25 protein-coding genes and 1 tRNA gene are annotated in these 24999 nt (G+C 63.1%); 10 read left to right on the top strand and 16 right to left on the bottom strand.

Annotated elements, in window-relative coordinates:
- The first annotated feature begins 304 nt into the window (after nt 1-304).
- The 3 genes from E4K09_RS13985 to E4K09_RS13975 all read left to right on the top strand — a co-directional run bounded on the left by E4K09_RS13985 (nt 305) and on the right by E4K09_RS13975 (nt 1904).
- A complete protein-coding gene (locus E4K09_RS13985; RefSeq protein ID WP_134497974.1) occupies nt 305-568 on the top strand; it encodes a zinc-finger domain-containing protein in 264 nt (87 codons plus the stop codon).
- A gap of 1 nt (nt 569) precedes the next feature.
- A complete protein-coding gene (locus E4K09_RS13980; protein WP_134497972.1) occupies nt 570-1757 on the top strand; it encodes an FAD-dependent oxidoreductase in 1188 nt (395 codons plus the stop codon).
- Between the two features lie 61 nt (nt 1758-1818).
- A tRNA-Leu gene (locus E4K09_RS13975) sits at nt 1819-1904 on the top strand.
- A gap of 493 nt (nt 1905-2397) precedes the next feature.
- Here the strand turns inward: E4K09_RS13975 and E4K09_RS13970 are convergent.
- The 3 genes from E4K09_RS13970 to E4K09_RS29065 all read right to left on the bottom strand — a co-directional run bounded on the left by E4K09_RS13970 (nt 2398) and on the right by E4K09_RS29065 (nt 5601).
- Nucleotides 2398-2817, bottom strand: coding sequence for a DUF1236 domain-containing protein (locus E4K09_RS13970; RefSeq protein WP_134497970.1), 420 nt, complete (start codon nt 2815-2817; stop codon nt 2398-2400).
- A 725-nt stretch (nt 2818-3542) separates the two neighbouring features.
- Complete coding sequence (locus tag E4K09_RS13965; protein WP_134497968.1) at nt 3543-3959, bottom strand: response regulator; 417 nt, start codon at nt 3957-3959, stop codon at nt 3543-3545.
- Between the two features lie 1474 nt (nt 3960-5433).
- The gene (locus E4K09_RS29065) at nt 5434-5601 is read right to left on the bottom strand and encodes a hypothetical protein (protein ID WP_166802312.1); all 168 of its coding nucleotides are present in this window, start codon (nt 5599-5601) and stop codon (nt 5434-5436) included.
- Nucleotides 5602-5853: 252 nt separating this feature from the next.
- Here E4K09_RS29065 and E4K09_RS13960 point away from each other — a divergent pair, with 252 nt between their 5' ends.
- A complete protein-coding gene (locus E4K09_RS13960) occupies nt 5854-6105 on the top strand; it encodes a NepR family anti-sigma factor (RefSeq protein ID WP_134497966.1) in 252 nt (83 codons plus the stop codon).
- Nucleotides 6106-6120: 15 nt separating this feature from the next.
- Here the strand turns inward: E4K09_RS13960 and E4K09_RS13955 are convergent, their stop codons facing one another.
- Both E4K09_RS13955 and E4K09_RS13950 read right to left on the bottom strand, forming a co-directional pair.
- Nucleotides 6121-6534: a hypothetical protein gene (locus tag E4K09_RS13955; RefSeq protein WP_134497964.1), complete on the bottom strand. Its 414-nt coding sequence runs from the start codon at nt 6532-6534 to the stop codon at nt 6121-6123.
- A 112-nt stretch (nt 6535-6646) separates the two neighbouring features.
- On the bottom strand, nt 6647-7042 hold the full coding sequence (locus E4K09_RS13950) for a response regulator (protein ID WP_134497962.1): 396 nt from the start codon (nt 7040-7042) through the stop codon (nt 6647-6649).
- 360 nt (nt 7043-7402) lie between these two features.
- Here E4K09_RS13950 and E4K09_RS13945 point away from each other — a divergent pair, with 360 nt between their 5' ends.
- Nucleotides 7403-7642 (top strand): hypothetical protein, encoded by a 240-nt coding sequence (locus E4K09_RS13945; protein WP_134497960.1) that lies wholly within the window; start codon nt 7403-7405, stop codon nt 7640-7642.
- Nucleotides 7643-7874: 232 nt separating this feature from the next.
- A complete protein-coding gene (locus tag E4K09_RS29060; protein ID WP_166802311.1) occupies nt 7875-8027 on the top strand; it encodes a hypothetical protein in 153 nt (50 codons plus the stop codon).
- A gap of 386 nt (nt 8028-8413) precedes the next feature.
- Here the strand turns inward: E4K09_RS29060 and E4K09_RS13940 are convergent, their stop codons facing one another.
- The 5 genes from E4K09_RS13940 to E4K09_RS13920 form a co-directional block, all read right to left on the bottom strand.
- On the bottom strand, nt 8414-8692 hold the full coding sequence (locus tag E4K09_RS13940) for a hypothetical protein (RefSeq protein WP_134497958.1): 279 nt from the start codon (nt 8690-8692) through the stop codon (nt 8414-8416).
- A gap of 187 nt (nt 8693-8879) precedes the next feature.
- Nucleotides 8880-10202 (bottom strand): porin, encoded by a 1323-nt coding sequence (locus E4K09_RS13935; RefSeq protein WP_134497956.1) that lies wholly within the window; start codon nt 10200-10202, stop codon nt 8880-8882.
- Nucleotides 10203-10701: 499 nt separating this feature from the next.
- Nucleotides 10702-11817, bottom strand: coding sequence for a 4-hydroxyphenylpyruvate dioxygenase (gene hppD, locus E4K09_RS13930; protein ID WP_134497954.1), 1116 nt, complete (start codon nt 11815-11817; stop codon nt 10702-10704).
- A gap of 53 nt (nt 11818-11870) precedes the next feature.
- Complete coding sequence (gene maiA / locus E4K09_RS13925) at nt 11871-12497, bottom strand: maleylacetoacetate isomerase (protein WP_134497952.1); 627 nt, start codon at nt 12495-12497, stop codon at nt 11871-11873.
- Nucleotides 12494-12928, bottom strand: coding sequence for a MarR family winged helix-turn-helix transcriptional regulator (locus tag E4K09_RS13920; protein WP_204985724.1), 435 nt, complete (start codon nt 12926-12928; stop codon nt 12494-12496). Before E4K09_RS13920 ends, maiA begins: the two co-directional genes overlap by 4 nt.
- 190 nt (nt 12929-13118) lie before the next feature.
- Here E4K09_RS13920 and hmgA point away from each other — a divergent pair, with 190 nt between their 5' ends.
- Nucleotides 13119-14486, top strand: a complete 1368-nt coding sequence (hmgA, locus tag E4K09_RS13915) for a homogentisate 1,2-dioxygenase (RefSeq protein ID WP_134497948.1) — start codon at nt 13119-13121, stop codon at nt 14484-14486.
- Nucleotides 14487-14545: 59 nt separating this feature from the next.
- Here the strand turns inward: hmgA and E4K09_RS13910 are convergent, their stop codons facing one another.
- Complete coding sequence (locus tag E4K09_RS13910; RefSeq protein ID WP_134497946.1) at nt 14546-15292, bottom strand: hypothetical protein; 747 nt, start codon at nt 15290-15292, stop codon at nt 14546-14548.
- A gap of 5 nt (nt 15293-15297) precedes the next feature.
- Nucleotides 15298-16386, bottom strand: coding sequence for a TRAP transporter substrate-binding protein (locus E4K09_RS13905; RefSeq protein ID WP_166802316.1), 1089 nt, complete (start codon nt 16384-16386; stop codon nt 15298-15300).
- Between the two features lie 74 nt (nt 16387-16460).
- On the opposite strand from E4K09_RS13905, the gene E4K09_RS13900 reads away from it, so the two are divergent.
- A complete protein-coding gene (locus E4K09_RS13900) occupies nt 16461-17480 on the top strand; it encodes a fumarylacetoacetate hydrolase family protein (RefSeq protein WP_134497942.1) in 1020 nt (339 codons plus the stop codon).
- A gap of 59 nt (nt 17481-17539) precedes the next feature.
- On the opposite strand, the gene E4K09_RS13895 is transcribed toward E4K09_RS13900, so the two are convergent.
- Nucleotides 17540-18064 carry a DUF4142 domain-containing protein gene (locus E4K09_RS13895; RefSeq protein ID WP_166802310.1) on the bottom strand — a complete coding sequence of 175 codons (525 nt, stop codon included), beginning with the start codon at nt 18062-18064 and terminating at the stop codon, nt 17540-17542.
- Between the two features lie 196 nt (nt 18065-18260).
- Between E4K09_RS13895 and E4K09_RS13890 the strand changes: the two genes are divergently transcribed.
- Nucleotides 18261-18476, top strand: coding sequence for a dodecin (locus E4K09_RS13890; RefSeq protein WP_134497938.1), 216 nt, complete (start codon nt 18261-18263; stop codon nt 18474-18476).
- Between the two features lie 114 nt (nt 18477-18590).
- On the opposite strand, the gene E4K09_RS13885 is transcribed toward E4K09_RS13890, so the two are convergent.
- The 3 genes from E4K09_RS13885 to E4K09_RS13875 form a co-directional block, all read right to left on the bottom strand.
- Nucleotides 18591-19706, bottom strand: a complete 1116-nt coding sequence (locus E4K09_RS13885) for an NADH:flavin oxidoreductase/NADH oxidase (RefSeq protein ID WP_134497936.1) — start codon at nt 19704-19706, stop codon at nt 18591-18593.
- A 237-nt stretch (nt 19707-19943) separates the two neighbouring features.
- Entirely contained in the window at nt 19944-20909 is a 966-nt protein-coding gene (locus E4K09_RS13880) for a DUF6454 family protein (RefSeq protein WP_134497934.1), read from the bottom strand.
- 116 nt (nt 20910-21025) lie between these two features.
- The gene (locus tag E4K09_RS13875; protein ID WP_134497932.1) at nt 21026-22837 is read right to left on the bottom strand and encodes an ABC-F family ATP-binding cassette domain-containing protein; all 1812 of its coding nucleotides are present in this window, start codon (nt 22835-22837) and stop codon (nt 21026-21028) included.
- 140 nt (nt 22838-22977) lie between these two features.
- Here E4K09_RS13875 and E4K09_RS13870 point away from each other — a divergent pair, with 140 nt between their 5' ends.
- Complete coding sequence (locus E4K09_RS13870; RefSeq protein ID WP_193557284.1) at nt 22978-24999, top strand: sensor histidine kinase; 2022 nt, start codon at nt 22978-22980, stop codon at nt 24997-24999.

Genomic DNA, 24999 nt, shown 5'->3' with positions numbered 1-24999 from the left:
CGTCGACAGTCCGCCTAAAAGAACCGTGCGCGGGGAGCCGACAGGCTTCTCCCTTCCCACAGCATCGAGCCGGTCCGCTCCTCGCGCCCTCCCTCGATCGCCTCTCCCGCTTAAGGCCGCGCGCCACATGGCCCGCAGCCCAATCCCGCTTGCCCGAACGCTCTTTGACATCAATCCATCATGGCGTTCCGGCGGCGGAGGCCGGTCGGGCGAAGCTGCCCTGCAGCGCGGAATTTTGGGTCTAGGCGCGGGGGCCTTCGGCCATTATGGTGCGCGCGAATTTCACGGCTTCAGAGCAACGGCAATGGCTGACAAAGGCACCCCTCACTTCCACAACGATCCGGGCGTTCCCGTCATTCATGTGGGCTCGAAGGAGTTCATGTGCATCGGAGCCACGCCTCCTTTCGATCATCCCCATATCTTCATCGACATGGGGTACGACACCGAGACGGTCTGCTCCTACTGCTCGACTCTGTTCAAGTACGACCCGTCCCTGAAGGCCGATCAGGCCCGTCCGGCCGAATGCGTCTGGGAGCCGGATTTCGCAACCGATCCTTCCTCGCGTTAAGGTGCAGGGCCTCTCCATCGCCATCGTCGGCGCCGGGATCGGCGGCCTGACGGCAGCCTTGAGCTTCGCGCGCCAGGGTCATTCGGTGACCCTCATCGAGCGCCGCCCGGGCTTCAGCGAAGTGGGCGCGGGCCTGCAGCTCTCCCCCAATGCCAGCCGCATCCTCATCGGGCTCGGGCTCGCCCCCGCCCTGCGGCGGGTGGCGACGGCTCCCGACCGCGTGGTGGTGCGTGGCATTTCGTCGGGCCGGCCGATCGGCGGAGTCGCCCTCGGCGCCTACATGCAGCAGCGCTACGGCGCGCCTTATTGGGTGGTCCATCGGGCCGACCTGCAGACCATCCTGCTCGACGCCGTCCGGTCCGAAGCCTCGATCCGGATCGTCACGGGACGCAAGGTCGAGCAGGTGCGGAATGCTCCCGATCATGCACACATCGTCTGGACCTCGTCCAACGGGTCACAGGAGAGCATCACGGCCGACGTCGTGATCGGGGCGGACGGCATCTGGTCCAAGGTCAGACAGGCCATCGGCGACACGGCCCCGCCCCGGTTCCATGGTTATGTCGCCTGGCGGGCGACCGTCGAGCGCCGGCTCGTCCCGCAGGAGCTCGACGGCAACGAGACCGGGCTCTGGCTCGGAGCCAGGGGCCACGTGGTCCATTACCCGATCCTCAGCGGCAATCTGGTCAATGTAGTGGCCATCGAGAAGGCCCGGGAGCCCGTCGAAGGCTGGTCCGCGCCCGGACGCGCAGAGGATCTGCTCGTCCATTACCGCAGCGCCGCTCCCGCCCTGCGCGAACTCCTGGGCATGCCCCGCGAGTGGCTGCGCTGGTCCCTCTTCCGCCATCCCATCAAGCGACTGGCCCAGGGGCGGATCGCCCTTTTGGGCGACGCCGCCCATCCGGTCCTGCCGTTTCTGGCTCAGGGCGCAGCGCTGGCCATCGAGGATGCCGCGACCCTCGCCGCCCTCTTCAAGGGCGATGGACAGGATGTCGCTCAGGCCCTGGCCGCGTACGAGCGGCATCGCCTCGAGCGGGTGACCCGCATCCAGGCCGAGGGCCGCCGGAACGGACGCATCTATCATTCGGGGGCGCTCGTGGCTTTCGGCCGGGACAAGATCATGCAGTGGATCGGGCCCGAAAGCATGTCGAACCGGTACGATTGGATCTACGGCTTCCGCACGCCCGAGTGACCGCCTTCGAAGCGCAGCAGGCTTGCGCTCCGGCCGTGAGACCGATAACCCTCATGGCAATGCGGACGTGGCGAAACCGGTAGACGCAAGGGACTTAAAATCCCTCGGGCTATGCCCGTGCGGGTTCGACCCCCGCCGTCCGCACCAACCCTCTTGGAAGCGCTTGATCCTCAAGAAGATCCTGCGCTTCAAGGGGTTCGGTCGTTCTGCCATCGAACGCGGCCGGGCATGGGGCGATCCCAAGCGATTGAGACCCGCAATCACCTTGTGGAGCGGGGCCTCGAGATCGGAGTCGATGATCCTGAGGTCAGACCCGATCACCCAGGGCGTCACACGTTCGAGCAGATTGCTGGCCCTGGAGCATCGTGCGGACCCAGAGGGCCGCGTCAGCGACCCGAAGGGCCACGTCAGTGAAAAGTGGATCCCAAAAGTGCAAATCCACTTTGGGTCCGATGCTTTAATAGAATCCGCGAGCGAGTGTCGGAGGCCGTCACCGGACACGCCCCTCTCGACGTGGCGCGGGCGTATGGTCAGCCTGACTCGGTCGATAGGGCTGAGGCCCTGAAGCGACTCCCTCGATGCACGACACAACGAAGAAAGGCAGCCGATGCGGCTGCCCTTTTCGCTTCCGACAGGTGAATTAGTCGATGACCTGAATGACGCGGCGGGTCTGCGGGTCAACCACTACCGTACGCTCGTTGAGCACCGAGTAATTATACTGGGTATTCACACCCACATCCGCAGGAACAGGGTAAGAGCTTACCGTCCGCGGCAGAGGCGCTCCCACGACGACTTGGTCCTGAACGTAGGCAGATGGTGTGCCTTGCGTCACCACATATTGCTGGACCCGAGCCGCCTGAGGGGCCGAAAGGGCCCCGCCCGCAATGGCACCGATTGCTCCGCCGAGAGCAGCCCCAACCGGACCACCAATGATCGCACCGGCCACAGCACCCGTCGCCAGACCCGCACCTGCACCAGCGGCCTCATCAGCCGACTGCGCATGAGCACCAAGAGGAAGGCTGACGGCGGCAATAACAGCGACAGAAAATAGAACTCTCATCGAATGACCTCATTGATATCTGCAGGTCAAACGCGAGGATGATCAACATCGTTCCAGTTATATCAGTATTGTCGGGACAAATCGTCTTCACACAATGATAAAGTTTATTAACAAGTGCTAGAAACAGTAAGCTCGAACATTTTCATATTCATAAGAGCCCGTTGCCAATATCAATCTGTGCCTCAGCGAGGCCTCTTACCTTGGGGACGCATTGGGCAGCTGAGCGGTGGTCACGGATGGTGACCACACGGCACTAAGAAGCGGCTGGGCGACGATAGCGCCAATCAACACGAACGACGCGACTGCGAGTCCGATACAACCGCATGTGAGAAGACGCTTCTTGTCGGGCATGGAGCCCCCCTCAAGCATCTATGATGGCAAGTAACGCCCGAACCTCAAACGGGTTGCCGCTCAATCGTTTGGGAGCTTAGTGAGCAAATGGCGGTGGGCGGCCCAATCCCTGAGAGTCTCCTGCATCTCAGAGAGTGCCGCCTTCGTGGACGCAGTGTCTTGGGCCTCCCAAGCCAGTTCCTGAATGAGTGCGATCTGGTCGGAGATCCGCAGCTTGAGATCGGCAATATCGTGAGTGAGCCGACTGAGGCCCTCGGACGGGCTGAGGGCTGAGCCATTTGTCCTCACCGGTTGGCCGAGCAGATCCTCTTGGAGCTTGAGCATCCCTCGGCTTACCGCCTCAGGTCGCTCAAGCCAAGTTTCACGGTGACCCCTCAGGCGGCCCCGGCCTCAGGAAGCGGCAGCACACGTGTGGGCTCCGGGTTCTTCAAAGCCTGAAGCACCTCAAGCACTCTCATCGGCGCTCCCGGTGGCACGAACACCACCCGATCCGACGACATCTCGGCCGGTTCGAAGTGCGGCGGGATCAGCACCACGGGGCGATCAGGGTGATGCTCACGGTACTCGTCTGCCAGCACCCATCCACATAGGAGTCCCGGCAGCCTGATCTTGCTCACGAGCCAGTCGATCTGATCCCCATGCCGGCACAAGGCCAAGAGAGCCTGCTCACCGGTCGGCAACGCGATCACATCGAAGCCGCCCGTCAGAAGAAGCTGGGTCAGCAGTTCCCGGAAAAGCGCATCATCTTCGACGATCAGGACTGTAGCCTTGGAACGAGAAGCGTAGAGCATCTCGGTTCTCCTCGATGATGCTCGATTCTCCGCCTTGCCAGATTAACACCTGCTTAAACGAGCGGCCTTTTCGGGCACTTCCCTCAAATGCCACCGCGCCTCGCTTCATGTTCCCGATTCTCCGCCGCTTCCACTGAACAGCAGAGTATTCCTGGACCACGTTCCGCAAGGTCGACATCCGATAGTGGAATTCCACAGGAGAGCATCAACGGCGCCATCAGAAGGATGAGCAATCACCCTGCCTGAAAAAGAAAGCGCCCTGGAAGAGAGGGCGCTTTTGAGGTCCGACCCGTAGGGGCAAATCAAAGGTCGAGAGACTTAATTGGCTTGGGTATCATGTTGTAAATGTGGCAGATCGTGAGAGAAATCAGGCATGTCAACGATTTGATCCGGCTGAACTCGAACCTTTATCGTTTATTTGTAAACTAAATTTTGTTGATCGGATCAGATTATTAACATAGGTAAGCCCGATCCGTAGGGGCATTACGGGTCAGAAGGGCCGCGAACACAGTCAGAGAAGACGGGGCGCGGCCCTTTTTCTACCTATGTGCAAGGAATACTTTCAGCTTTCTGCCTTGCTAAGGCCTCTTACCCAGATGGGGTTGGCGATTCCACGCCGCCCCCACCACTTCCTGCCATCCCCGGGACTCATGCAGGAACTGGAACAGCATCGCTCTGATCCACTTCTCTTCGGGATGCGTCACCCCTCGGGACTACTCCCCGGCACAAGCCTTTCGAGGGAATCCGGCTTGGTCTGGGCACAGTCGCTCGAATCTTGAGGCATGGGATTGCTCCGCGAATCGCAGTGCTCATCTAGACCATTTGGTCTAATTGCCTCCCCTGAAAGCGCCGCGTAAACAGATTCCATTCATCGCGACGGTCATCGTTTCAATCATAGCGTTATTTTTCATCGAGACCTGCCGTGATCTTCGCGGAGCACGGATATAGCCGCGATCAGAACAACTCTGGTCGCGGCTTTTTCTTTGATGAACACTTATTGGAAACGGATAAGAGCCGCGCCTGTTGTTATTTGAATTCAGGTCACGGCTCTTCAGGTCAAATGCCCCTAACGGCAAGCTAAGCACTATCTGATTTGCCCTTGCTTGATCAATCTTGAAAGAAGCCGAGGCACCTCGAAGGGATATGAACTTTAGAGGTAGTACTTTTGGAAACAGTTATCGCTATAGCTTTTTCAGCCGCTGATTATTACGTAAGGGCTACGATCCTTTATTTGCCCCTACGGATCGCAACTGAAGCGCCCTCTTATCGGGCGCTTTTTCTTTGGCGGCGGTTTGCCCGGATAGGCATCAACCGTAGGCCATGTCGATGGAGCAGACGACGCCTGCCGGGTTGAAGGCGATCGCCACCTGGCCGCACTGGCCGATGTCCGCTGCCGATATGGAGGGAATATCCGCCAAGGAAGGGAAGCAACGGAAAGAGCAACCGGCTGAAGGCCACAAACGCTCTTGGCAGATCAGCGGTTGCTCAGGGCTCTCAAGGCGAGAATCGACGTGAAGATCGGCCATCCGAAGGCTGCGATCACGATGTGGTCGAAGCCGATCTCTTCGTCGCCGTCGATGGCGGTGCAGAGCATGAGAAGCAGGATGACCCCGCCGATATAAACCATCAAGACTTCACGCATCACTCGAGCCCCCGCCCCGTTGCTAAAGCCGAGCTTGTGAACCACGGATCGGGCAAAACCAATGCGACCGGGGGTCGCCTCGGCACGATCATTCTTGCCCCGTGGCAGCCTTGCCGCACTTAGGAGGGTTTTCTCCTGAGACAAATCGCCTCCATGATTTGTCGAAAAATGCATCTTTTTCAGAAACTTAACCGAAACCTTGGACAGATCAGCCCGTTCTTAGGCTCATACACACCAATGGAGGAGGAAAGGATGCCGAAGCGGCTCCACCAGGGCAATGGGCCGCCCTATCCCGCGAACAGGCACTCCGCTTGGAGCATCGGCTCCAACGGATTGACGGCGGCTGGCCAGAATGAACTGCTCAAGCACATCGGCCGCCAACTTCAAGCTGATTACCAAGACGTCCTCAAAGAGCCGGCGCCGGATCGCATCAGGGATCTGGTGAGAATGCTGGAGTCCCGCAGCGACCGTCAGGACGACCACGCTGACGGGGAGGACCTGTAAGTCCCCCCTGTTCGGTCAGCGGCGAGCGCGATGCGTCTGTCGGCCGGAGCGTGACGACCGCCCGCGCGGTGCGGACTCCCTATCTTCCGAGCGGGGGATCAGGTTGTAGAGAACGAAACCTGCGAGCAGGCCCGCGCCCAACAGGATGAGCGGATGGGAACGGGCCGTCCGAACCGCGCCGGACGCCATCTGCCCCATGTCCTGCATGCTCATTCCGGCCAGCGGCATGGATGAGCCGTTGATCAGCCTTCTGGCACGCCTGACGTTCTCCGCCCGGGTATGAATTTCGAGGTCGTATCCCTCACCCTCATCATGCGGGTGAAGCTCGATGCTGTTACGCGCAAAGCCACTGGAGACGAGACGCTGGATGGCCTGGTTCGCGGCCTTGCGAGATGAAAACGTTCCAGTGGCAACGGTTGTCTGCGGCATCGGTGAAATCCTTTCTGCTGACGGAAATTCCCGACGAGCGCCAAGGTTCCAGGAGCCGGTGGGACGAAGATGGCACGTTGACGTGGGTCCCGCGGATTTGTGGCCGGCCGGATCAGTTGTGACGATAGCCCTGAGCCGCCCGCTCGGCCTCCATCAGCACTTCGAGCGCACGCCACGGCTTCGGCATGAAGCGCACGTCCCGCGGCATCTCGCTCAGCCCTTCATCCGGGGCAAGACCGGAGGTCAGGACTGTTCGAACCCACGGCCATTTGATGCGCACGGTTCGGGCAAGGTCCAAACCGGTCATGAGGCGCGAAAGCCGAACATCGGCGAAGAGGAAGGCAACATCGTCCGCACGCTCCCGCAGATAATCCAGAGCCTCCTCAGCGCTGGATGTCTCCACCACCCGCAGATCGGTTTCTTCCAAGAGGGCGGCCGCCAGGCCCCTGACCTCGAAATCATCCTCGACAATCAGCGCTATGCGACGTGGCTCGAACTTTTGTCCCATGCGGTATCTCCCTCTGCCCGCCTTATTCTTCGGCGACCGTGGCGTTCGGCCCCTCGGCAGGATGCCGACAAAGGGCATTCAGCGCCCCGCCGATGGCAGCAGCGCCATGCATGATCTTGACCACGGTCTCTGATCGCTTCCCGGCCCTACGCATCCCTGGCGGAAGCAGCAAACGAGGCCACAGGTGGGCACCTCGGGCGCCACGCTGCGGACCGTTCATCACAGAACGGTGAGGAAAGCCGTCTGTTTCAGCTTGACCATTGAGAAAAGTGCTCGGCCGTCGTTTTTTATCCCTGGAGGAACTGGGCTGCCCAATGTAGCTTTAGCCAACAATGCCTGCTTCGCACACGGGATCCGGTGGTGTTCAAGGAGAGTCAGTTACATCAGGAGTTCCTGGATTTGGAGCGGGCCATGCGGCTCTTGGACATGCAGCTGGCTGACGCCCTTCGCCGGATTCGCCACGGCTCGTCGGCAGACCTTGTCGAGAAAGCCAGGCAGGACGAGAAGCTGCTCCTGACCGAACTCGATCGATTAATGACGCGAATGCGCGCGATCGAAGGCCAGCTGCTGCAGATCCAGAAGACTGCAACACGCCATTAGCGCATCGCGCGGCCCTTCGGGTCCTCTGAGACGATGCTCTTAGTCTTAAGAGAAAAGAGAAGAGAGCATCGGATTGGATCCCGAAAGGGCAAATCCACTTTTCACGCCCGATGCTCCAGGCGCTCAAAAACAAGGAATGTCGGGCCAGGATGTGCGAAGGCGCACCTCCCATTGCCTCAACCAGGTTCAAGGTTCACCCGCTCTTTCGGAGAGCCGGTTGAGGAGAAGAGCAATGGTCGCCCTGCGCTCTCGTCTTTCATGGCACAGCAAGTCTTTTCGGGATGAGGACCGGCAACCGCGCCTGCGGATTCCCCTCGTTCCGACGCTTGTCGGAATGCTGGCGCTCGTGAACATTGCGTCCGCCGTTCTGGCCCTGGCCCAGTGAGGCGGCATCGCAGAAACTCGCAATCTGCTGACATCTCAAATGGCTGCAGGGCAGCTTGCGGCTGCCCTGCCAGCACACGAGGCAGAATCTTCAGAGCATCGTGCGGCCCTTTGGTCCGCTTGCGACGAAGCCCATAAAGTTAAGAAGAAAGCATCGGATGAGCCCCAATAGTGCAAGTCCACTTTTGGGTCCGATGCTTTAGCGCAGACCCAGGAAGGACAGGATCGCAAGAACGACCACGATGGCGCCGATCAGCCAGATGATGTTGTTCATGATGATGTTCTCCTGACGAAGCATTGACGCTATGCCAACCGTCAAGGTGGGCGTTCGTTCCCTCGTCGGACGAGAAGGCGGCATGGCTGCGGCGGCTTCTCCGGACCGGTCGGCTAATCGCAAACGGTCTCTTCCGAAGACGAGAGCTGGCCGAACGCGTCCGTCGCCTGTCTCGTCACCGTGCGGCAGTTCTCGGCCCCGATCCCTCTCTGGGTATCGCCATAGACACGGCTCTCATACATGCGGCTCGTCTGGTAGCCGGGACCGGCCTGAAACGAGCCATAAGCCACATCGGCCGAGGTCGAGCAGCCTGCTAGGCCGACGGCAAGCCCGATGCCGACGAAAGTCGAGATGAGACGAGGGTCGAGTGACCGGTTCGTACGCCAAGGCATTCATCCACTCCTGACTGTCACGCGCATGCTGCGGAATAGCCGCTCCATGCCTGTCGAGGCAAGAGATAGGGTGTCCTCCCCGGATGGCGACTCGAACATCGCCGATGGCCCCTGCCCTGCCGTCGAACCAAAAAGAAAACCCCGGTGTTTCCACCGGGGTTTCCTCTAACCAATCGGTTCGAGCCGATTAGAAGTCGCGCTGGACGCGCAGACGAGCTGTCCAGAAGTCAGTCTCGGTGTCGTCGAGATCGGGATCGGCGAAACCGGTCTCCTGGTTGATGTACTGCACTTCAGCACCCAGGGTCAGGCCGGACACCGGCGACCACAGGAGGTTCGTGCCGACCTGCCACTCGGTGAAGTCCTCACCGAAGTTTGCGTCGAAGAAGTCGACGCCGCCGGCGCCACCGAACTCGAGCTTGGCGTACGAACCAAAGATGTTCTGACGGATCTCAGGGGTCCAGTAGTGGCGCAGACCACCGGCGATCGACCAGCCGCTGGTCGTGTCGATCTCGCCGTCGGCGTCGTAGATGGCCTCAGCGAAGGCTGCGTTCCCGAAGGGATTGCCCACGCTGTAGAAGCCGAGGTAGCCGGTAGCGCCGTCAGCGTAGGTCGCAGCGAGCCACACGGTGTCGCCAGCGCCGAGCATCGGCAGGTTCACGTTGAACTGACCCGTAACAGCGAAGCCGTACTCCGTGTCACCCAGAACGGTGGTCGTAACCGGGTCCCCAACTTCGCCGACCGCAAGCGCCACGGCGCGGATCTGGTGCAGGGCACCGGAGATCTGAGCCGAACCCCAGGTGCCAGCGTAGCGGACGTTGGCGACCACGTCGGGAGTGCGCTGACCGGCGACAAGGCCGTTATCAGTGACAATCACGGGGAGGCCGGTCTCCTCATCGACGCCGATGTTGCCGGCGAGTTCGCCACGACCAGCATAACGGCCCTCTTCGAGCGACAGGGTAGCCGAGAAGCCGTTGCCGAACGAGAAGGTGTAGGCCAGCAGGTTGACGTTCGGCTGGTCGGACCAGCGGACGCCGCGGAAGGTCTGAGCGTCGATGTCGCCGTTGTCGAAGAAGGTCAGGGCGCGACCGGCGGTCAGGCCACCGAACTGAACGAAGGCCTGCTCGATGTCGGACCGGGCCGTGACACCGCCAGGAATGTCAGCAAAGGCACCGGTGTCGCGGAAGAGCTCCATACGAACGAAGGCGCGCAGCAAGCCGTAAGCCGTGGCGGTGCGGGCATCGACCTGGATGCGGCCGCGAGCGCGGAAGCCGATCGCGTCGTCGGTGCGATCATCCGGCTCGTTGTAAACGTAGTCAGCGCGGACACGGCCGCCGACGCGGAGGCAGGTTTCCGTGCCGGGGATGTAGAAGAAGCCTGCGCCGTAGGTGGAGCAGACGCGAACGTACTCAACAGGAGCGGCCTTCCGGACGGGAAGGTCAGCAGCCTGAGCCCCGGCAACAGCGGCGAGACCCGCAGCCGATCCGAGGAGAAGGCTCTTAACGAGCTTCATGGTAAACCTCCAAAGTTTCGAGACCCTTGGGGGGTCGGGCTTTTGTGCTTTGAAGGCCGAAGCCCCAAACACCTCCCTTTTCCCCTAGTGATCTGGCGGTCCGCCTTTTTGGCTGGAACTCACCAAATGACGACTGGGGTGCCCCCGTCGCTGGTGCAACATTAGCTGGAGAGATCGGCCAAGCAACCGAATGAAGGCACAAACTGGGCAACCTGGAGGGCTTTTCAGGGGCATGTTGCACAAAGGCAACGTTTTCACCCGCGACTGTTTACTTTCCGTTAAGTCCTGGCGAGAAATCCTAATAAATCGTTAATTTCCAAGGATTAATCCTGAAGCGTGATCCTGCGATCTGTAGTTCCGAAGTCATGTTTTCCGGAATCACGAGCCGGTGAACCTGTGAATAAGTCTGTCCATCTATTCGGCAGATTCGGGCTCTCTCGCCCAAACGAAAAGGCCGGAACATGTCCGGCCTTCCAGAATCACGCCTTCGGAATCGCGTTCAGGCGGCGTCGGGCTTCAGGACACCACGCCGGATCTGGTCCTCTTCGATAGATTCGAAGAGCGCCTTGAAGTTGCCTTCGCCGAAGCCCTCGTCGCCCTTGCGCTGAATGAACTCGAAGAAGATCGGGCCGATGGCGGTCTTGCCGAAACGCTGGAGCAGCACCTTCGTGAAGCCCCCCTCGACCACACCCTCCCCATCGATCAGGATTCCGTTCTTCCGCAGCCGGTCGAGCGGCTCTTCGTGGTTCGGCAGGCGCTTGTCGATGCGCGAGTAGTAGATCTCGTTCGGGGCGGGCATGAATTCGAGCCCGTTGGCGATCAGGGTCTCGATGGACTCGTAGAGGTCGTGCGACCCCAGGGCCACGTGCTGAATGCCCTCGCCCTTGTACTCCTGCAGGTACTCCTCGATCTGTCCGGTCTCGCCCGCGTCCTCGTTGATCGGAATGCGGATCTTGCCGTCCGGGCTCGTCATGGCGCGGGAATGCAGGCCCGTCAGCTTGCCCTCGATGTCGAAATAGCGGATCTGGCGGAAGTTGAAGAGGCGCTCGTAGAAGCCCGCCCATTCGTTCAGCCGTCCGCGATAGACGTTGTGGGTCAGGTGATCGACGTAATAGAGGCCGACACCCTTCGGCTTCGGATCCTTCTCGGCCAGCCATTCGAAATCCACGTCGTAGATCGAGCCTTTCGCGCCGTAGCGGTCCACGAAATAGATCTGCAATCCGCCGATCCCTTCGATCGCCGGGATCTCGAGTTCGTTGGGGCCACGCTCCGTCTGCGCCGGCTTGGCGCCCATGGAGAGGGCGCGTTCATAAGCGTATTTCGCGTCGACCACGCGGAAGGCCATCGCCGGAGCGGACGGACCGTGCTGGCTGGCGAAGCGCTCGGCGAAGGAGCCCGGCTGAGCATTGACGATGAAGTTGATATCGCCCTGCCGGTAGAGCATCACGTTCTTGGAGCGGTGCCTTGCGACCAGACTGAAGCCCATGGTCTTGAAGAGCGTGTCGAGCTGCTTCGGATCGGGATGGCAGAATTCCACGAACTCGAAGCCGTCGGTCCCCATCGGGTTGTCGTCGCTGATGGCCGGCGGCGGTGCGTCGTGCGGGAACGGTCCCATGGCTTTCCTCCTGTTATGGACGCATCGCCGGCAAGCGGCCATGCGTGGTTTCGTCAAACCGCGTCCGGCTGGCGGTCCGGGGCGGCGTCCTGAAAGGCGCGGAGTTCGGTGCAAGCGGCATCCACCGCGACGATTTTCGGATAGGCATCGAGCGAGATGTTGAAGCGCCGGGCGTTGAAGACCTGCGGCACGAGATAGACATCGGCCAGGGTAACCTGCGGGCCGAAGCAGTAAGGACCGGGCCCGATCAGGCCCTCGATGGCCTCGAAGCCCTCGCGCACCCAATGGGCGTACCAGGCATCGACGGCGGCCTGCTCGTGCCCGAGCGTCTTTTTGAGGTAGGTGAGCGGCCCAAGATTGTTGAGAGGATGGATGTCGCAGCCGACGAGAGACGCGACGGCGCGCACCTTCGCGCGGTTCACGGCATCGCCCGGCAAGAGCGGCGGCTCGGGATAGACCTCGTCGAGGTATTCGAGAATGGCCGGCGACTGGATGAGAACCGTCCCGCCGATATCCAGCGCGGGCAGACGCTTCTGGGGATTGATGGAGCGGTAGGCCTCTTCCCGCTGCTCGCCTTTCAGGAGATTCACCGGCACCGGTTCGTAGGGCACGCCCTTCAGATTGAGGGCGATCCGGGCCCGATAGGCCGCCGAGGACCTGAAATAGGTGTAGAGCTTCACCCCTCCACCTCCCCGTCAGGAGCCAGCTGCCGGGCATGGCCGCTCAACCGGTCGATCAGAGACGCGAGGAGCCTTTGCTCCTCATGCGTGAGCACCGAGACGAAGCGCTCCTCGAAGGCCAGCGCCTCGGGAGCCAGGGCCTCGTAGATGTCCCGCCCCTCGGCGGTCAGCTCCAGCAACTCCTCTCGCCGGTCGTCCTTGTTGGGCCGGCGTGCGATCAGCCCGCGCCGCTCCAGGGAGGCGACGGCCCGCGAAACCGTGGATTTGTGCATGACGCCGTGGGCCGCGATGTCCCGGGCCGTGCGGTACTCGTATTGCCCCAGGGTCGCCACCACCCGCCAGGCCGGGATCGAGAGGCCGAACCGCTCGGCATAGATCTGGGCCAGGGCATTGGAGGACAGGCTCGCCAGCACGTTCAGTCGATATGGCAAGAAGTGCTCCAGGATCACCCTGGGGCTGGAAAGGTCCTGCGTCTTCGCTGCGGTCTGCGGGGCCATGGTTGACATTGACTCGTTGCACGTGCAACTAATAAGCTAAATTCGTTGCACAAGCAACTAGATTGGCGGAGCGTCCGGTCAATATCCCTTCCACAGGACCGGCTCGGTTCCAGGGAGAGCGCTCATGAACGTTCAGAATGTCCCCGGCTTCGAACCCCACAAATCCCGCACCAGCGCCATCGTGCCGGGCTACATGTCGGGCTTCGGCAACTCGTTCGAGACGGAGGCGCTGGAGGGTGCCCTCCCCATCGGCCGCAACTCGCCGCAGAAGATCAATTACGGGCTCTATGCCGAGCAGCTCTCCGGCTCGCCCTTCACGGCCCCCCAGGCCACGAACCAGCGATCCTGGCTCTACCGCATCCGGCCGTCCGTGAAGCATTCCGGCCGCTACGTGAAAGTGGCCAAGGGCCTCATGCGCACGGCTCCGGCCGCCCGGGATGAGAGCGATCTCCCCATCGGCCAGCTGCGCTGGGACCCGATGCCGCTCCCGGATGAAGAGCTGACCTTCGTCACCGGCCTTCGCACCGTGACGACGGCGGGCGATTCCGACACCCAGGTCGGCATGGCGGCGCATGTGGCGCTCGTCACGCGCTCCATGGACAACGAGTACGTCTTCAACGCGGACGGCGAATATCTCGTCGTGGCGCAGCAGGGATCCTTGCGGTTTCGCACGGAATTCGGAGTGATCGATATCGAGCCGGGCGAAATCTGCGTGATCCCGCGCGGCGTGATCTTCAAGGTCGAACTCCTCGACGGCGCTGCGCGCGCCTATGTGTGCGAGAACTATGGCGGCGCCTTCACCCTGCCCGACCGGGGTCCCATCGGGGCGAACTGCCTCGCAAATCCGCGCGACTTCCTCACCCCGGTGGCGGCCTACGAGGACAAGGAGGCGCTCTCCTATCTGTTCGTGAAATGGGGCGGCGAGCTTTATCGCACCGAGATCGGCCAGTCGCCGCTCGACGTGGTGGCGTGGCATGGCAATTACGCGCCCTACAAGTACGACCTGCGCCACTTCTCGCCGGTCGGCGCGATCCTGTTCGATCATCCGGATCCGTCGATCTTCACGGTGCTCACCGCGCCCTCGGAGACGCCCGGCACGGCCAATGTCGATTTCGTGATCTTCCCCGAGCGCTGGTCGGTGGCCGAGAACACCTTCCGCCCGCCCTGGTATCACCGCAACCTGATGTCGGAGTTCATGGGACTGATCTACGGCGTCTACGACGCCAAGCCCGAAGGTTTCGTGCCCGGCGGCTTCTCATTGCACAACCAGATGCTGCCGCACGGGCCGGACACCATGGCCTTCGAGCACGCGAGCAACGTGGAGCTGAAACCCGTCAAGCTCACCGGGACCATGGCGTTCATGTTCGAGACGCGCTTCCCGCAGCGCGTGACGAAATACGCCGCCGAACTGCCGACGCTGCAGGAGAACTACATCGATTGCTGGCGTGACCTGAAGAAACACTTCGATCCCAACCGGCGCGAGCCGAAATGAGCGCTGCACGCCTCTCTCGCCACACGAGAGGTCATGGGCCCTTCACGGCAGCGTCCAGCCTAATGTTCGGGATCGAAGTCCAGCCCGTCGCCGACGGAATCGAGGGTGAGCGGCGGGCGGCGCGGCAGGGTTTTCCATTTGACCTTCGTGTCGTCGCTCTCGATCGTGCCTGTGGTGAGCTTCATCCTGCCGGTGAGATAGTTGACGCTGACTGCCCGCGTCTCGCCGCTCCCGCGATGAGTCGTATCCCGGTCGAATCCGATCAGCTCGAAGCGGCCGTTCCGGTGTTGGAAAATGTGCGTCACCGAGAACATCTCCCAACCGCCCGCGCTCATCCACCAATACAGCTTCACGTGCAATCCGCCCCGCTTGATCGTCACGCTATCGTCCCTGAAGGGATCGTCGGCGATCGGGACCGTGCGGCGGGGAATCAGCGTGTGGTTCTCGACCTGCAGGGCGTAATCACCGGTCGGCCCGCGACGGAACGCAACCGCCAGGATGCGCGGATTGGTATCGAACGGGTTCTCGCCGAGCGAGGTGTTCTCGATGATGTTCTTCGGCTCCTTCTGCCGGATGACGAACGCCAGATCGTCGACGTCGTCCCGGTTCAGGTCACCGGACACCTCCTCTTCGAGAACCCAGCCCTCGGGCACGAAACCCTCCGCCGACGGAGCCTGCCGCGGCAGGTTCGGATAAGTCACATCCGGGATTGCGAGATCCTGCGCAGCGGCGCCAGGAGGATCAAAGCCGAGCACGAGGCAGAGGAGAACAGCGGATGAAAAGGCCCGTCTCCTCTGCCGTTTCATGGTGCTTACACCCGTCCGCGCGTGCGGATCATGAAGGTGTCGAAGGTGTACTCGTTGAGCTGCCACCAGGGCAGCACATCGTTGCGGTAGGCCACCATGGAATCGTAGGCCTTCTTGAAGTTCTCGTTCTTGGCCGAGAGTTCCCCGTAGAGCTCGTTGGCAGCCTTGAGGGAGGCTTCCATGACGGGTTGCGAGAAGGTGCGCAGTTCCGCGCCCGCGCCGACCATGCGGCGGAGCGCCTGGCCGTTCACCGCGTCGTATTTCGCCAGCATCCAGTTGTTCGCGGCTTCCGCGGCGTTGGACATGATCGCCTGGTAGTGCTTGGGCAGTTCGTCCCACTTCGCCTTGTTGATGACGAGGTGGAGCATGGCGCCGCCCTCCCAGAAGCCAGGGGCGTAGTAGTACTTGGCGACCTTCAGGAAGCCGAGCTTCTCGTCGTCATAGGGGCCGACGAACTCGGCCGCGTCGAGCGTCCCGCGTTCGAGCGCCGGATAGACGTCGCCCGGGGCGATCTGCTGCGGCACCACGCCGAGCTTGGCGAGCACCTGACCGCCGAGCCCGCCGATGCGGAACTTGAGGCCCCGGAGGTCTTCGACGGTGTTGATCTCCTTGCGGAAGAAGCCGCCCATCTGCGTGCCGGAATTGCCGCAGACCAGCGATGTGCAGTTATACTTGGCGAGGATCTCGTTGATGATCTCCTTGCCGCCAGCGAAGTGCCACCAGGCATGGGACTGGCGCGCATTGAGGCTGAACGGCAGGCCGGTGGCGACGCCGAGCGCCGGCTCGCGGCCGATGTAATAATAGGTCGGGGTATGGGCGCACTCGACGGAACCGTTCTCGACGGCGTCCATGGCCTGGAGGCCGCCCACGATCTCGCCCGGGGCGAAGACCTGAATCTGGAACTTGCCGTCGGTCGCGTCGGCCATGTACTTGGCGAAAGTCTGGGCCGTGCCGAAGATCGTGTCGAGCGACTTGGGGAAGCTCGAGGTCAGACGCCAGCGGATCTCCGGCATCGACTGCGCGATGGCGGGCGCCGCCACGGAGGTGGCCGCGGCCGCAAGGCCCGCACCCTTCAGGAAGTTTCTTCTCTTCATCGTCGTCATGGGCGTTTCCCCGCGGACTCTTTCGTTGCAAGCTCGATAAACCACGAACAACCAGGTGGGTGGCTATGAAGCTTTCCTCGCTCAAACAGGGCCGTGATGGCCGGCTCGTCATCGTCTCGAGGGATCTGACCCGCGCGACGGATGCATTTTTCATTGTTCCGACGCTACAGCAAGCCCTCGATGATTGGGAAAAAGTCGAGCCCCGCCTGCGTGACCTCGCGGAACAGCTCGAGCACGGCTCCGTGCCCTCCTTCCGCTTTCACGAGCATGACTGCGCCTCGCCCCTGCCCCGCTCTTACCAGTGGGCGGACGGTTCGGCCTATGTGAATCACGTAGAGCTGGTCCGCAGGGCCCGGGGGGCGCAGATGCCGGAATCCTTCTGGACCGACCCGCTGATGTACCAGGGAGGCTCGGATTCGTTCCTGGGACCGCGCGATCCGATCCCCGCCCTGGACGAGGCCCACGGCATAGATTTCGAGGCGGAAATCGCCGTGATCACGGGGGACGTGCCCATGGGCGCCGCCGCGGAGGACGCGGCCAGGGCCATCCGCCTCGTCGTTCTCGTCAACGACGTCTCTTTGAGGAACCTCATCCCGGCGGAGCTGGCCAAGGGTTTCGGCTTTTTCCAGTCGAAGCCGTCCTCGACCCTGTCCCCCGTCGCGGTCACGCCCGACGAGCTGGGAGAGGCCTGGGACGGAGGCCGGCTCCACCTGCCGCTCCTCTCCACCCTCAACGGGAAGCCTTTCGGCAAGCCGAACGCCGGCATCGACATGACCTTCGATTTCCCGACGCTCATCGCCCACGCGGCCAGGACCCGGCCGCTGGGCGCCGGCACGATCATCGGCTCGGGCACCGTTTCCAACAGGGGCGAGGACGGCGGGCCGGGCAGGCCCGTTTCCGACGGGGGGCTAGGCTATTCGTGCCTCGCGGAGCAGCGCACGGTCGAGACGATCCTGCACGGCGAGCCGCGGACCCCCTTCATGCGCTTCGGCGACGTGGTTCGCATCGAGATGAAGGACGGGGCCGGCCACTCGATCTTCGGCGCGATTGAGCAGGAGGTGGTGGCGTACGGCCAAGACCATTGACCGAAAGAAAAGGCCGTCCGAGGAAACTCGCGACGGCCTTTTGTGAGGTGTCAAAGATTTTACATCCCGGGAGCGCCGCCGCCGAGGGACTGCACGTGGTCCAGGTGCATCTGCAGGACCGGGAGAGTCTGGCCTGCGAAGGATGCCAGCTGAGGCACGTCACCGCTCGACGAATAGGACGTGAACAGGGCGACCGCTTCCTGGTGCGCCATGAGCTGGGCATTGACGTAAGCGGCATCGAAATCAGGAGCGGCCTCGACGGTCGCCAGCATCTGCTGATGCTTCGCGTTGAGCGCCGGAGGCGGCACGGGCATGCCGGAACTGCGCAGGACGCTCGCCATGCGGCGTGTCGCGAGCTGGTGGTCGCGGATCATCTGCCGGGCGAAGCGGCGGACCTCAGGATCGCGGGCGCGGCGCAGGGCCAGGCGGCTCGATTCGATCTCGAACAGGTTCGAGGAGGCCGCCGTCGGCACGAAGACCGCGGCACTCGTGACGGCTGCGGGAGGAGCCGAAGCCATCGGCGTCATACAACCCGCGACGCCGAGTGCCAGAGCACCCGCAACAAGAGCTATCTTGAAGTTCATGGAGAGTCCCCTTCCTGCGCGCGGCCCATATGGCCGAGCTGACGGCACCCCAACGATGAACATCGTCCTAAGTTCCTGCGCCGTTGCTTCTATTCCGTCTAGTCCGACCACAATTCCCCGCAGGGATATAAAAGCCACACTGGGTTTCCTCGAGCGGGGCTCCAATTCAGCCTTTCGGCAAAGCATGGAGCCCCTGATGAACGATCACGTCTACAAAGTCGTCGAGCTCGTCGGCTCATCGGAAACGAGCATCGAGGATGCGATCCAAACCGCGATCCGGCGCGCCAGCACGACTTTGCGGAACCTGCGCTGGTTCGAGGTTCTGCAAACGAGAGGACATGTGGAGAATGGAGAAGTGCGCCATTACCAGGTCGTGCTGAAGGCCGGCTTCACCCTGGAGGAAGGCAGCTGACGGATCGTGCGCCGTCGCGGCCTTCCGCATACTTTTACGTTCCTCCCCGTCATGGCCGGGTCAAGCCCGGCCATTCCCAACGGAAACGGGCCGGCATGACGCCGGAGAGGCTCCTCAATCATCCGCGCGAAGGTCGAAGAGACGTGGATATTGATGGGGCTGCGAGCGGAGATACTGACTGGGCGCCTTGACGGAAGCACCGAAATGCGCGGCCGCGTGCCAGGGCCAGCGCGGGTTGTAGAGGATGGCCCGGGCCAGGGCGATGAGGTCGGCATCGCCCGTGGCGAGGATGGATTCCGCCTGCACGTAATCGGTGATGAGGCCCACCGCGATGACTGGCATGCGGGTCGCCGCCTTCACGGCACGGGCGAGCGGCACCTGGTAGCTCGGTCCCACGGGAATCTTCTGCGCCGAGGTGAGGCCGCCGCTCGACACGTGAATGCCGCTGCACCCGCGGGCCTCGAGGGCCTGGGCGAAGGCGACCGTTTCCTCGATCGTCCAGCCGCCCTCGGCCCAGTCCGTTCCGGAGACGCGCATGGTGACGGCCCGTTCCGCCGGGAAGGCCGCGCGGACCGCGTCGAAGACCTCGAGCGGGAAGCGCATCCGGTTCTCCAGCGACCCGCCATATTCGTCCGTGCGCTGATTGGACAGGGGCGAGAGGAACTCATGGAGCAGGTAGCCATGGGCCCCGTGGATCTGAACGGCGTCGATGCCGAGCCGGGCGGCGCGTCTCGCCGATTCGGCAAACGCCTTGCGCAGGCGTTCCAGTCCTTCCCGGTCCAAGGCGGTCGGGGCCACGTCGCTCGCGGCATAGGGAACCGCGGAGGGCGCTTCCGTCTGCCAGCCGTTCGCGTGGTCCGGAGAAATCTGATGTCCCCCCTTCCATGGCACCTCGCTGGAAGCCTTTCGTCCGGCATGGGCCAGCTGAATGGCGATCGGCATGTCGGACCAGCGGCGCACGCTCTCCAGAACCCGCGCCATCGCGGCCTCGGTTTCGTCCGAATAGAGGCCGACATCGGCGTAGGTGATGCGCCCCTCCGGGACCACCGCCGTGGCCTCGATGGTCAGAAGCGCGGCGCCCGAGAAGGCAAGCTGACCCAGATGGATCAGGTGCCAGTCGGTCATGCGGCCGTCTTGAGCCGAATACTGGCACATGGGTGCGATCACGATACGATTGGCGAGTTCGAGCTCGCCGACCCGGAAGGGTGTGAACAGTTTTGCATGTGCCATCGGCTGTCTCTCGGTAGCGGGTGAATTCAGGGAGGCTTGCGGCCCGTCCGGCTAAAACGCGCAAAAGGCCCGAAAGGTCGGACACGCGATCGGCCGGACGGGCGGCGATGCCCGCCATAGACACCCGCCCGGGCCGGGTGACAAGCGCATCGTGCGGACCCAGAGGGCCGCGTCAGCGACCCGAAGGGCCACGTCAGTGAAAAGTGGACCCGGTTTTCACGTCCGATGCTCAAGCCGCTACTTCACCTCGGCCTCGTAGATGTACAGGAAGGACTTGTCGTCCTCGGGCATGAAGTAGCCCCGGATCCCCGCCTCGCTCGCCTCCATCCAGACCGGGTTGTGGGTCATGTCCATGCCTCCCGCCGTCCAGAGCAGCACCGGCGTCTGGAACAGCGGGCGTCCGTCGGCGAGGCTGACCAGATCGAGCCCGCCGAGCCGGAACGGGGCGGCATCGGGCGTGATCCGCATCTCGGTGACGCCGGAGCACAGCATGCGGTGACCGCCCACGTATTTGCAGTCCTGGTAATCGAGGTAATGGGAGGTGTTCAGCTTCCTGAGCTTCTCGGGAGCCTCGTCGCCGTTGGTAGGCTTGCCGTTGGGATCGAGCGTCCAGCGGTAGAACCGGCGCGAGCCCCAGCTGACGCCGTGCAGGGAATTGTCGTCGGTGTCGTGGACAACGCCTCCCACGTGATCGGCGAAGCGGAACATCTCCTCCGCCTTCATGGTCTCGGGATCGACCCGGTAGACGATGGAGCGGCTGTTCGGCCGGTACTCCGCCACGGGCACCCAGATATAGCGCCCGTCGTAATCGATCCCGCCCGGGTGATAGATCGTTCCCTCGCCGAGGGTGATGTCGGCGATGAGGTTGCCCTTCATGTCGATCTTGAAGAGGTGGCCGACGCCCGCGCCCGTATCGCGGTCGTAGCCGTCCACCGGCTGCGGAAAACGCTTCGTCGGCTCCCTGATCTCCACCGACGAGACGAACAGCGTGTCGCCGATCTTCACCATGCCCTGCGGATGATGGGTCACGAAATTGATCGGAACGGCCGAGACCGGCTTCCATTGCGTCCCGCGGGACAGCTTGGTGATCCGCTCGGCCAGGAGCCCACGATTGGGATCGGCTGCCTGCAGGATCGAGGAAGCGCCTCCGATCCCGAGCACCGTCAGAAACACAGTCAGGCAACGTCGTGAAAAGCGATTCATCGCACTCCTCCCTGGTGACGATCCGCTTCTAGCGAGCGGGTGATGTCACTTTAGTGTCGAGCGCCGATGTCCAGCAATGCCTGCGGGCCGCAGGAGCATCGGGCTGGGGATGCGGCCTATCCTTCCAGCTCCTCCCGCAGCATCTCCAGCTCCAGCCACCGCTCCTCGGCCGCATGCAGCTCCGCCTGAAGCTGCGTGAGCGCGTCCATGGCCTTCTGGAAACGGGCCGGATCGCGGGAATAGAGTTCGGGATCGGCCAGGATCTCCTGTACCTTGGCGATCTTGGCCTCCAGCTCCTCCATGCGCTTGGGAAGCGTCTTGAGGTCGTGCTGCTCGTTGAAGCTGAGCTTGCGCCTGGCCTGAACCGAAGAAGCGGCCGCAGGTTTCTCCGCGTTCCTGGGCTTCACCTCTTTTTCAACGGTGCGGGCCCGCACCCCCTGCCCGCGCTGGGCCACCATGTCGGAATAGCCGCCCGCATACTCGATCCAGCGCCCCTCGCCTTCCGACACCAGAACGGAGCTGACCGTGCGGTCGAGGAAGTCGCGATCGTGGCTGACGAGGATCACCGTGCCGGAATAATCCGTGATCATCTCCTGGAGCAGGTCGAGGGTTTCCAGGTCGAGATCGTTGGTCGGCTCGTCGAGGACGAGAAGGTTCGACGGCTGCGCCAGCGCGCGGGCCAGCATGAGCCGGTTGCGCTCGCCGCCGGAGAGCACGCCCACGGGCGTGCGGGCCTGCTCGGGCGAGAACAGGAAGTCCTTCATGTAGCCGATCACGTGCTTCGTCTGCCCGCCGATGGTGACGCTGTCGCCGCGGCCGCCGGTGAGCGTCTCCGCCACGGTGGCGTTGGGATCGAGGCTCGCGCGGCGCTGATCGAGGGTCACCATCTGCAGGTTGGCCCCGAGCCGCACCCGTCCGGAATCCGGCGGGAGATTGCCGGTCAGCAGGTTGATGAGCGTGGTCTTTCCCGCGCCGTTCGGCCCGATGATGCCCAAGCGGTCGCCGCGCAGGATGCGCAGGGACAGGTTCGACACGATCGGCCGCTCGCCGTAGGATTTCGAGACGCCTTCCGCCTCGACCACGAGGGTGCCGGATTGCTCGGCCTCCGCGAGGGTCATGCTGACCGTGCCGACCGCGCGCTTGCGGTCGCGGTATTGCTGGCGCATGGCGTGCAGGTTGCCCAGGCGGCGGACGTTGCGCTTGCGCCGGGCCGTCACGCCGTAGCGGAGCCAGTCGGCCTCGGCCACGAGCTTGCGCCCGAGCTTATGATGCTCGGCCTCCTCCTGCTCCAGCACCTGATCGCGCCATTCCTCGAAATGGGCGAAGCCCTGGTCCATGCGGCGGGTGCGGCCGCGGTCGAGCCAGACGGTGGATTGGGACAGGCTTTCCAGGAAGCGCCGGTCGTGGCTGATGAGCACGAGGGCGGAGCGCAGGCTCCTCAGCTCGCCTTCGAGCCATTCGATGGCCGGCAGGTCGAGATGATTGGTGGGCTCGTCGAGCAGCAGAATGTCGGGCTCGGGCGCCAGGACATGGGCCAGGGCGGCCCGGCGGGCCTCGCCGCCGGAGAGATCCGAGGGCCTCTCCTCGCCGGTCAGGCCCAGCTGCTCCAGCAGGTAGCGCGCCCGGTAGGGGTCGTCGCCCGGGCCGAGCCCCGCCTCCACATAGGCCAGCATGTTGGGATAGCCGCTCAGGTCTGGCTCCTGCGCCAGGTAGCGCACCGTCGCGCCCGGCTGCACGAAGCGCTTGCCGCTGTCGGCCTCGATCTGGCCTGCGGCGATCTTGAGCAGGGTGGACTTGCCCGAGCCGTTGCGGCCCACCAAGCAGGCCCGCTCGCCGGGGGAGACGGAGAGATCCGCGCTTTCGATCAGCGGCGTGCCGCCGAACGTGAGAGCGATGTCCTGAAGAAGGAGAAGAGGAGGAAGCGCCATTCCTGCTCACCTGACAGCTCTTGCCTGAGGATGCAAGGTCGCTTGTGGCTGTTCCGGGGTGGACGCTCAACGTTCTTTATGGTCCCCTGCTCCCTCACAAGCTGGGCGCATGCATGACTTTGACGAGACGTTTGCTCCTTTTGGCGCTGATCTCCGTTTTGCCGGCGATCGTCATCTGGGCGTTTACGGAAGTTTCGCTGAGGCGTGCCCGGGAGGCCGAGGTCAACGAGCTCGTCATCCGCCAGGCGCAGCTTGTGGCCTCGGAAGTCGACCACATCTTCGACGGCATCCACAGTCTCCTTTTGGCGATGGACGAGGCCCCGGCCATTCGGACGTTCGACATGCCGGCCTGCAACACCTATCTGCGCTCGGTGCATCAGAAGGTTCCGCACGTGATCGCATTCGTGGTCCTCGACGTAACGGGTGCCGTTCGCTGCAACGACAGGGGCTTCTTCAACGCGGATCTCCGCTTCAGTGACCGGCCCTATTTCCGGGAGAGCATCGCCAAGGGGGACTTCTCCATCGGCACCTACACGCCGGAATTCACCGAGGCGGGGATTGGCGCCTATTCAGTCATTCCCCTGTCGCTTCCGATCTGGGGCGCCGACGGAAAGATCATCGGTGTGATCGCGGCCGCCATGGACCTCCGATGGCTCGACAACGAACTCAAGGAGCGCGTCCTGCCCGTCGGAGGCTCGCTCACCGTCGCCGACCGGAACGGCATCATCATCTCGCGAGAGCCGTTTCCGGAACGATTTATCGGCACCAGAATTCCGGACAGGTTCTCCCATTATCTGACGGCGCAGAGCCCCGGCAGTTTCAGGGCCGACAGCCAGGACGGCACGAACAGGATCTTCGGCTACATCCCCGCGAGCGCCTCCCCGGCCGAGGGTATCTACGTGAGCGCGGGCCTCGCCACGACCGTGGCATTCGCGGCCATCAACGAGGCGGCCAAGCGCGGATTCATGCTGATCGCGGCCGCGCTGGTTCTCGCTCTGTCGCTCTCGTGGCTGGCGAGCCGCGCCTTCATCACGAAGCCCTTCGAGATCATGACGAACGCCGTCAGGGACTGGCGGCGCGGCAACTACCAGGCTCGAATCGACCTGCCCCAGAATGCGGGCGAGCTCGGAATCCTGGCAAAGGCCTTCAACGATCTCATGGACGACGTCGCCGAGCGGCAGGAGGCGCTGAAAGCCAGCGAGGAGCGGGCCCGGCTGGCGCTGGAGGCCGGCCACATGGGAACCTGGTGGTACGATCACCGGAAGCGGATCGGCGGCTGGTCGAGCCAGGCAGCCCTGCTCATGGGGTATCCGGCCTCTCACACGACCATCTCCGCGGAGGAGTGGAAGTCTCTGATCCATCCCGAGGACGCGGAGAGAGTCACTGCCGGGATCCGCGAAGCATTTCTCGCCAACGGCGACTACGAGGACGAATACCGGGTGCGGCGCCCCGACGGGCGCGTCCGCTGGATCAGCTCCAAAGGCCAGGTCTCCTACGACGCCCAGCGCAAGCCGGTGTTCTTCGTCGGCATCTTTCAGGACATCACCGAGCGCAAGCAGGCCGACGATCAGCAGCGCTTCTTCCTCGACGAGCTGAATCACCGGGTGAAGAACACCCTGGCCACGGTCCAGTCCATCGCCGCCCAGACCCTGCGCGCGTCCAAGAGCTCGGCGCAATTCAAGGACGCCTTCGAGGGGCGGCTGCTCGCCCTTTCGAAGACCCACAACCTGCTGACGCTCACATCCTGGCGCGATGCTGACCTCCACGACATCGCGGAACAGGAGCTGGCCCCCTACAAGCGCGAGGCCGACGAGCGGGTCGTCATCGACGGGCCGGGGGTGAACCTGCCTCCCCGCTATGCGATCAATCTCGGCCTCGTCCTGCACGAACTGGTCACCAATGCCGCCAAGTATGGGGCTCTCTCCGTACCGACGGGGCGGCTCGAACTGTCCTGGAGCGTCGAACAGCCCGAGGGTCAGCCGACACGCCTGCTGCGCATCCTGTGGTCGGAGTCCGGAGGCCCGCCGGTGGAGCCTCCCAAGCGCCAGGGCTTCGGATCGCGCCTGATCCGCCGCAGCATCGAGGGCGAGCTCGACGGCACCCTGACCATCGATTTCGCTGCCTCGGGCGTTTCCTACGGCCTCTCCCTTCCGTTGCCGTAG

Origin of the sequence: Microvirga pakistanensis, from assembly GCF_004458765.1 — a bacterium.
In the GTDB taxonomy this organism is placed as follows: domain Bacteria; phylum Pseudomonadota; class Alphaproteobacteria; order Rhizobiales; family Beijerinckiaceae; genus Microvirga; species Microvirga pakistanensis.
This window is presented reverse-complemented; position numbering and strand designations above follow the sequence as displayed.

Coding starts and splice junctions, on each gene's coding strand:
- E4K09_RS13955 (WP_134497964.1), bottom strand. CDS start 6,534: ATGCCGCAGACAACCGTTGCCACTGGAACGTTTTCATCTCGCAAGGCC.
- E4K09_RS13905 (WP_166802316.1), bottom strand. CDS start 16,386: ATGAAGAGAAGAAACTTCCTGAAGGGTGCGGGCCTTGCGGCCGCGGCC.
- hppD (WP_134497954.1), bottom strand. CDS start 11,817: ATGGGACCGTTCCCGCACGACGCACCGCCGCCGGCCATCAGCGACGAC.
- E4K09_RS13940 (WP_134497958.1), bottom strand. CDS start 8,692: ATGCCTTGGCGTACGAACCGGTCACTCGACCCTCGTCTCATCTCGACT.
- E4K09_RS13900 (WP_134497942.1), top strand. CDS start 16,461: ATGAAGCTTTCCTCGCTCAAACAGGGCCGTGATGGCCGGCTCGTCATC.
- E4K09_RS13875 (WP_134497932.1), bottom strand. CDS start 22,837: ATGGCGCTTCCTCCTCTTCTCCTTCTTCAGGACATCGCTCTCACGTTC.
- E4K09_RS13950 (WP_134497962.1), bottom strand. CDS start 7,042: ATGGGACAAAAGTTCGAGCCACGTCGCATAGCGCTGATTGTCGAGGAT.
- E4K09_RS29060 (WP_166802311.1), top strand. CDS start 7,875: ATGGTCGCCCTGCGCTCTCGTCTTTCATGGCACAGCAAGTCTTTTCGG.
- hmgA (WP_134497948.1), top strand. CDS start 13,119: ATGAACGTTCAGAATGTCCCCGGCTTCGAACCCCACAAATCCCGCACC.
- E4K09_RS13970 (WP_134497970.1), bottom strand. CDS start 2,817: ATGAGAGTTCTATTTTCTGTCGCTGTTATTGCCGCCGTCAGCCTTCCT.
- E4K09_RS29065 (WP_166802312.1), bottom strand. CDS start 5,601: ATGCGTGAAGTCTTGATGGTTTATATCGGCGGGGTCATCCTGCTTCTC.
- E4K09_RS13960 (WP_134497966.1), top strand. CDS start 5,854: ATGCCGAAGCGGCTCCACCAGGGCAATGGGCCGCCCTATCCCGCGAAC.
- E4K09_RS13890 (WP_134497938.1), top strand. CDS start 18,261: ATGAACGATCACGTCTACAAAGTCGTCGAGCTCGTCGGCTCATCGGAA.
- E4K09_RS13935 (WP_134497956.1), bottom strand. CDS start 10,202: ATGAAGCTCGTTAAGAGCCTTCTCCTCGGATCGGCTGCGGGTCTCGCC.
- E4K09_RS13895 (WP_166802310.1), bottom strand. CDS start 18,064: ATGAACTTCAAGATAGCTCTTGTTGCGGGTGCTCTGGCACTCGGCGTC.
- E4K09_RS13965 (WP_134497968.1), bottom strand. CDS start 3,959: ATGCTCTACGCTTCTCGTTCCAAGGCTACAGTCCTGATCGTCGAAGAT.
- E4K09_RS13885 (WP_134497936.1), bottom strand. CDS start 19,706: ATGGCACATGCAAAACTGTTCACACCCTTCCGGGTCGGCGAGCTCGAA.
- E4K09_RS13985 (WP_134497974.1), top strand. CDS start 305: ATGGCTGACAAAGGCACCCCTCACTTCCACAACGATCCGGGCGTTCCC.
- E4K09_RS13880 (WP_134497934.1), bottom strand. CDS start 20,909: ATGAATCGCTTTTCACGACGTTGCCTGACTGTGTTTCTGACGGTGCTC.
- E4K09_RS13910 (WP_134497946.1), bottom strand. CDS start 15,292: ATGAAACGGCAGAGGAGACGGGCCTTTTCATCCGCTGTTCTCCTCTGC.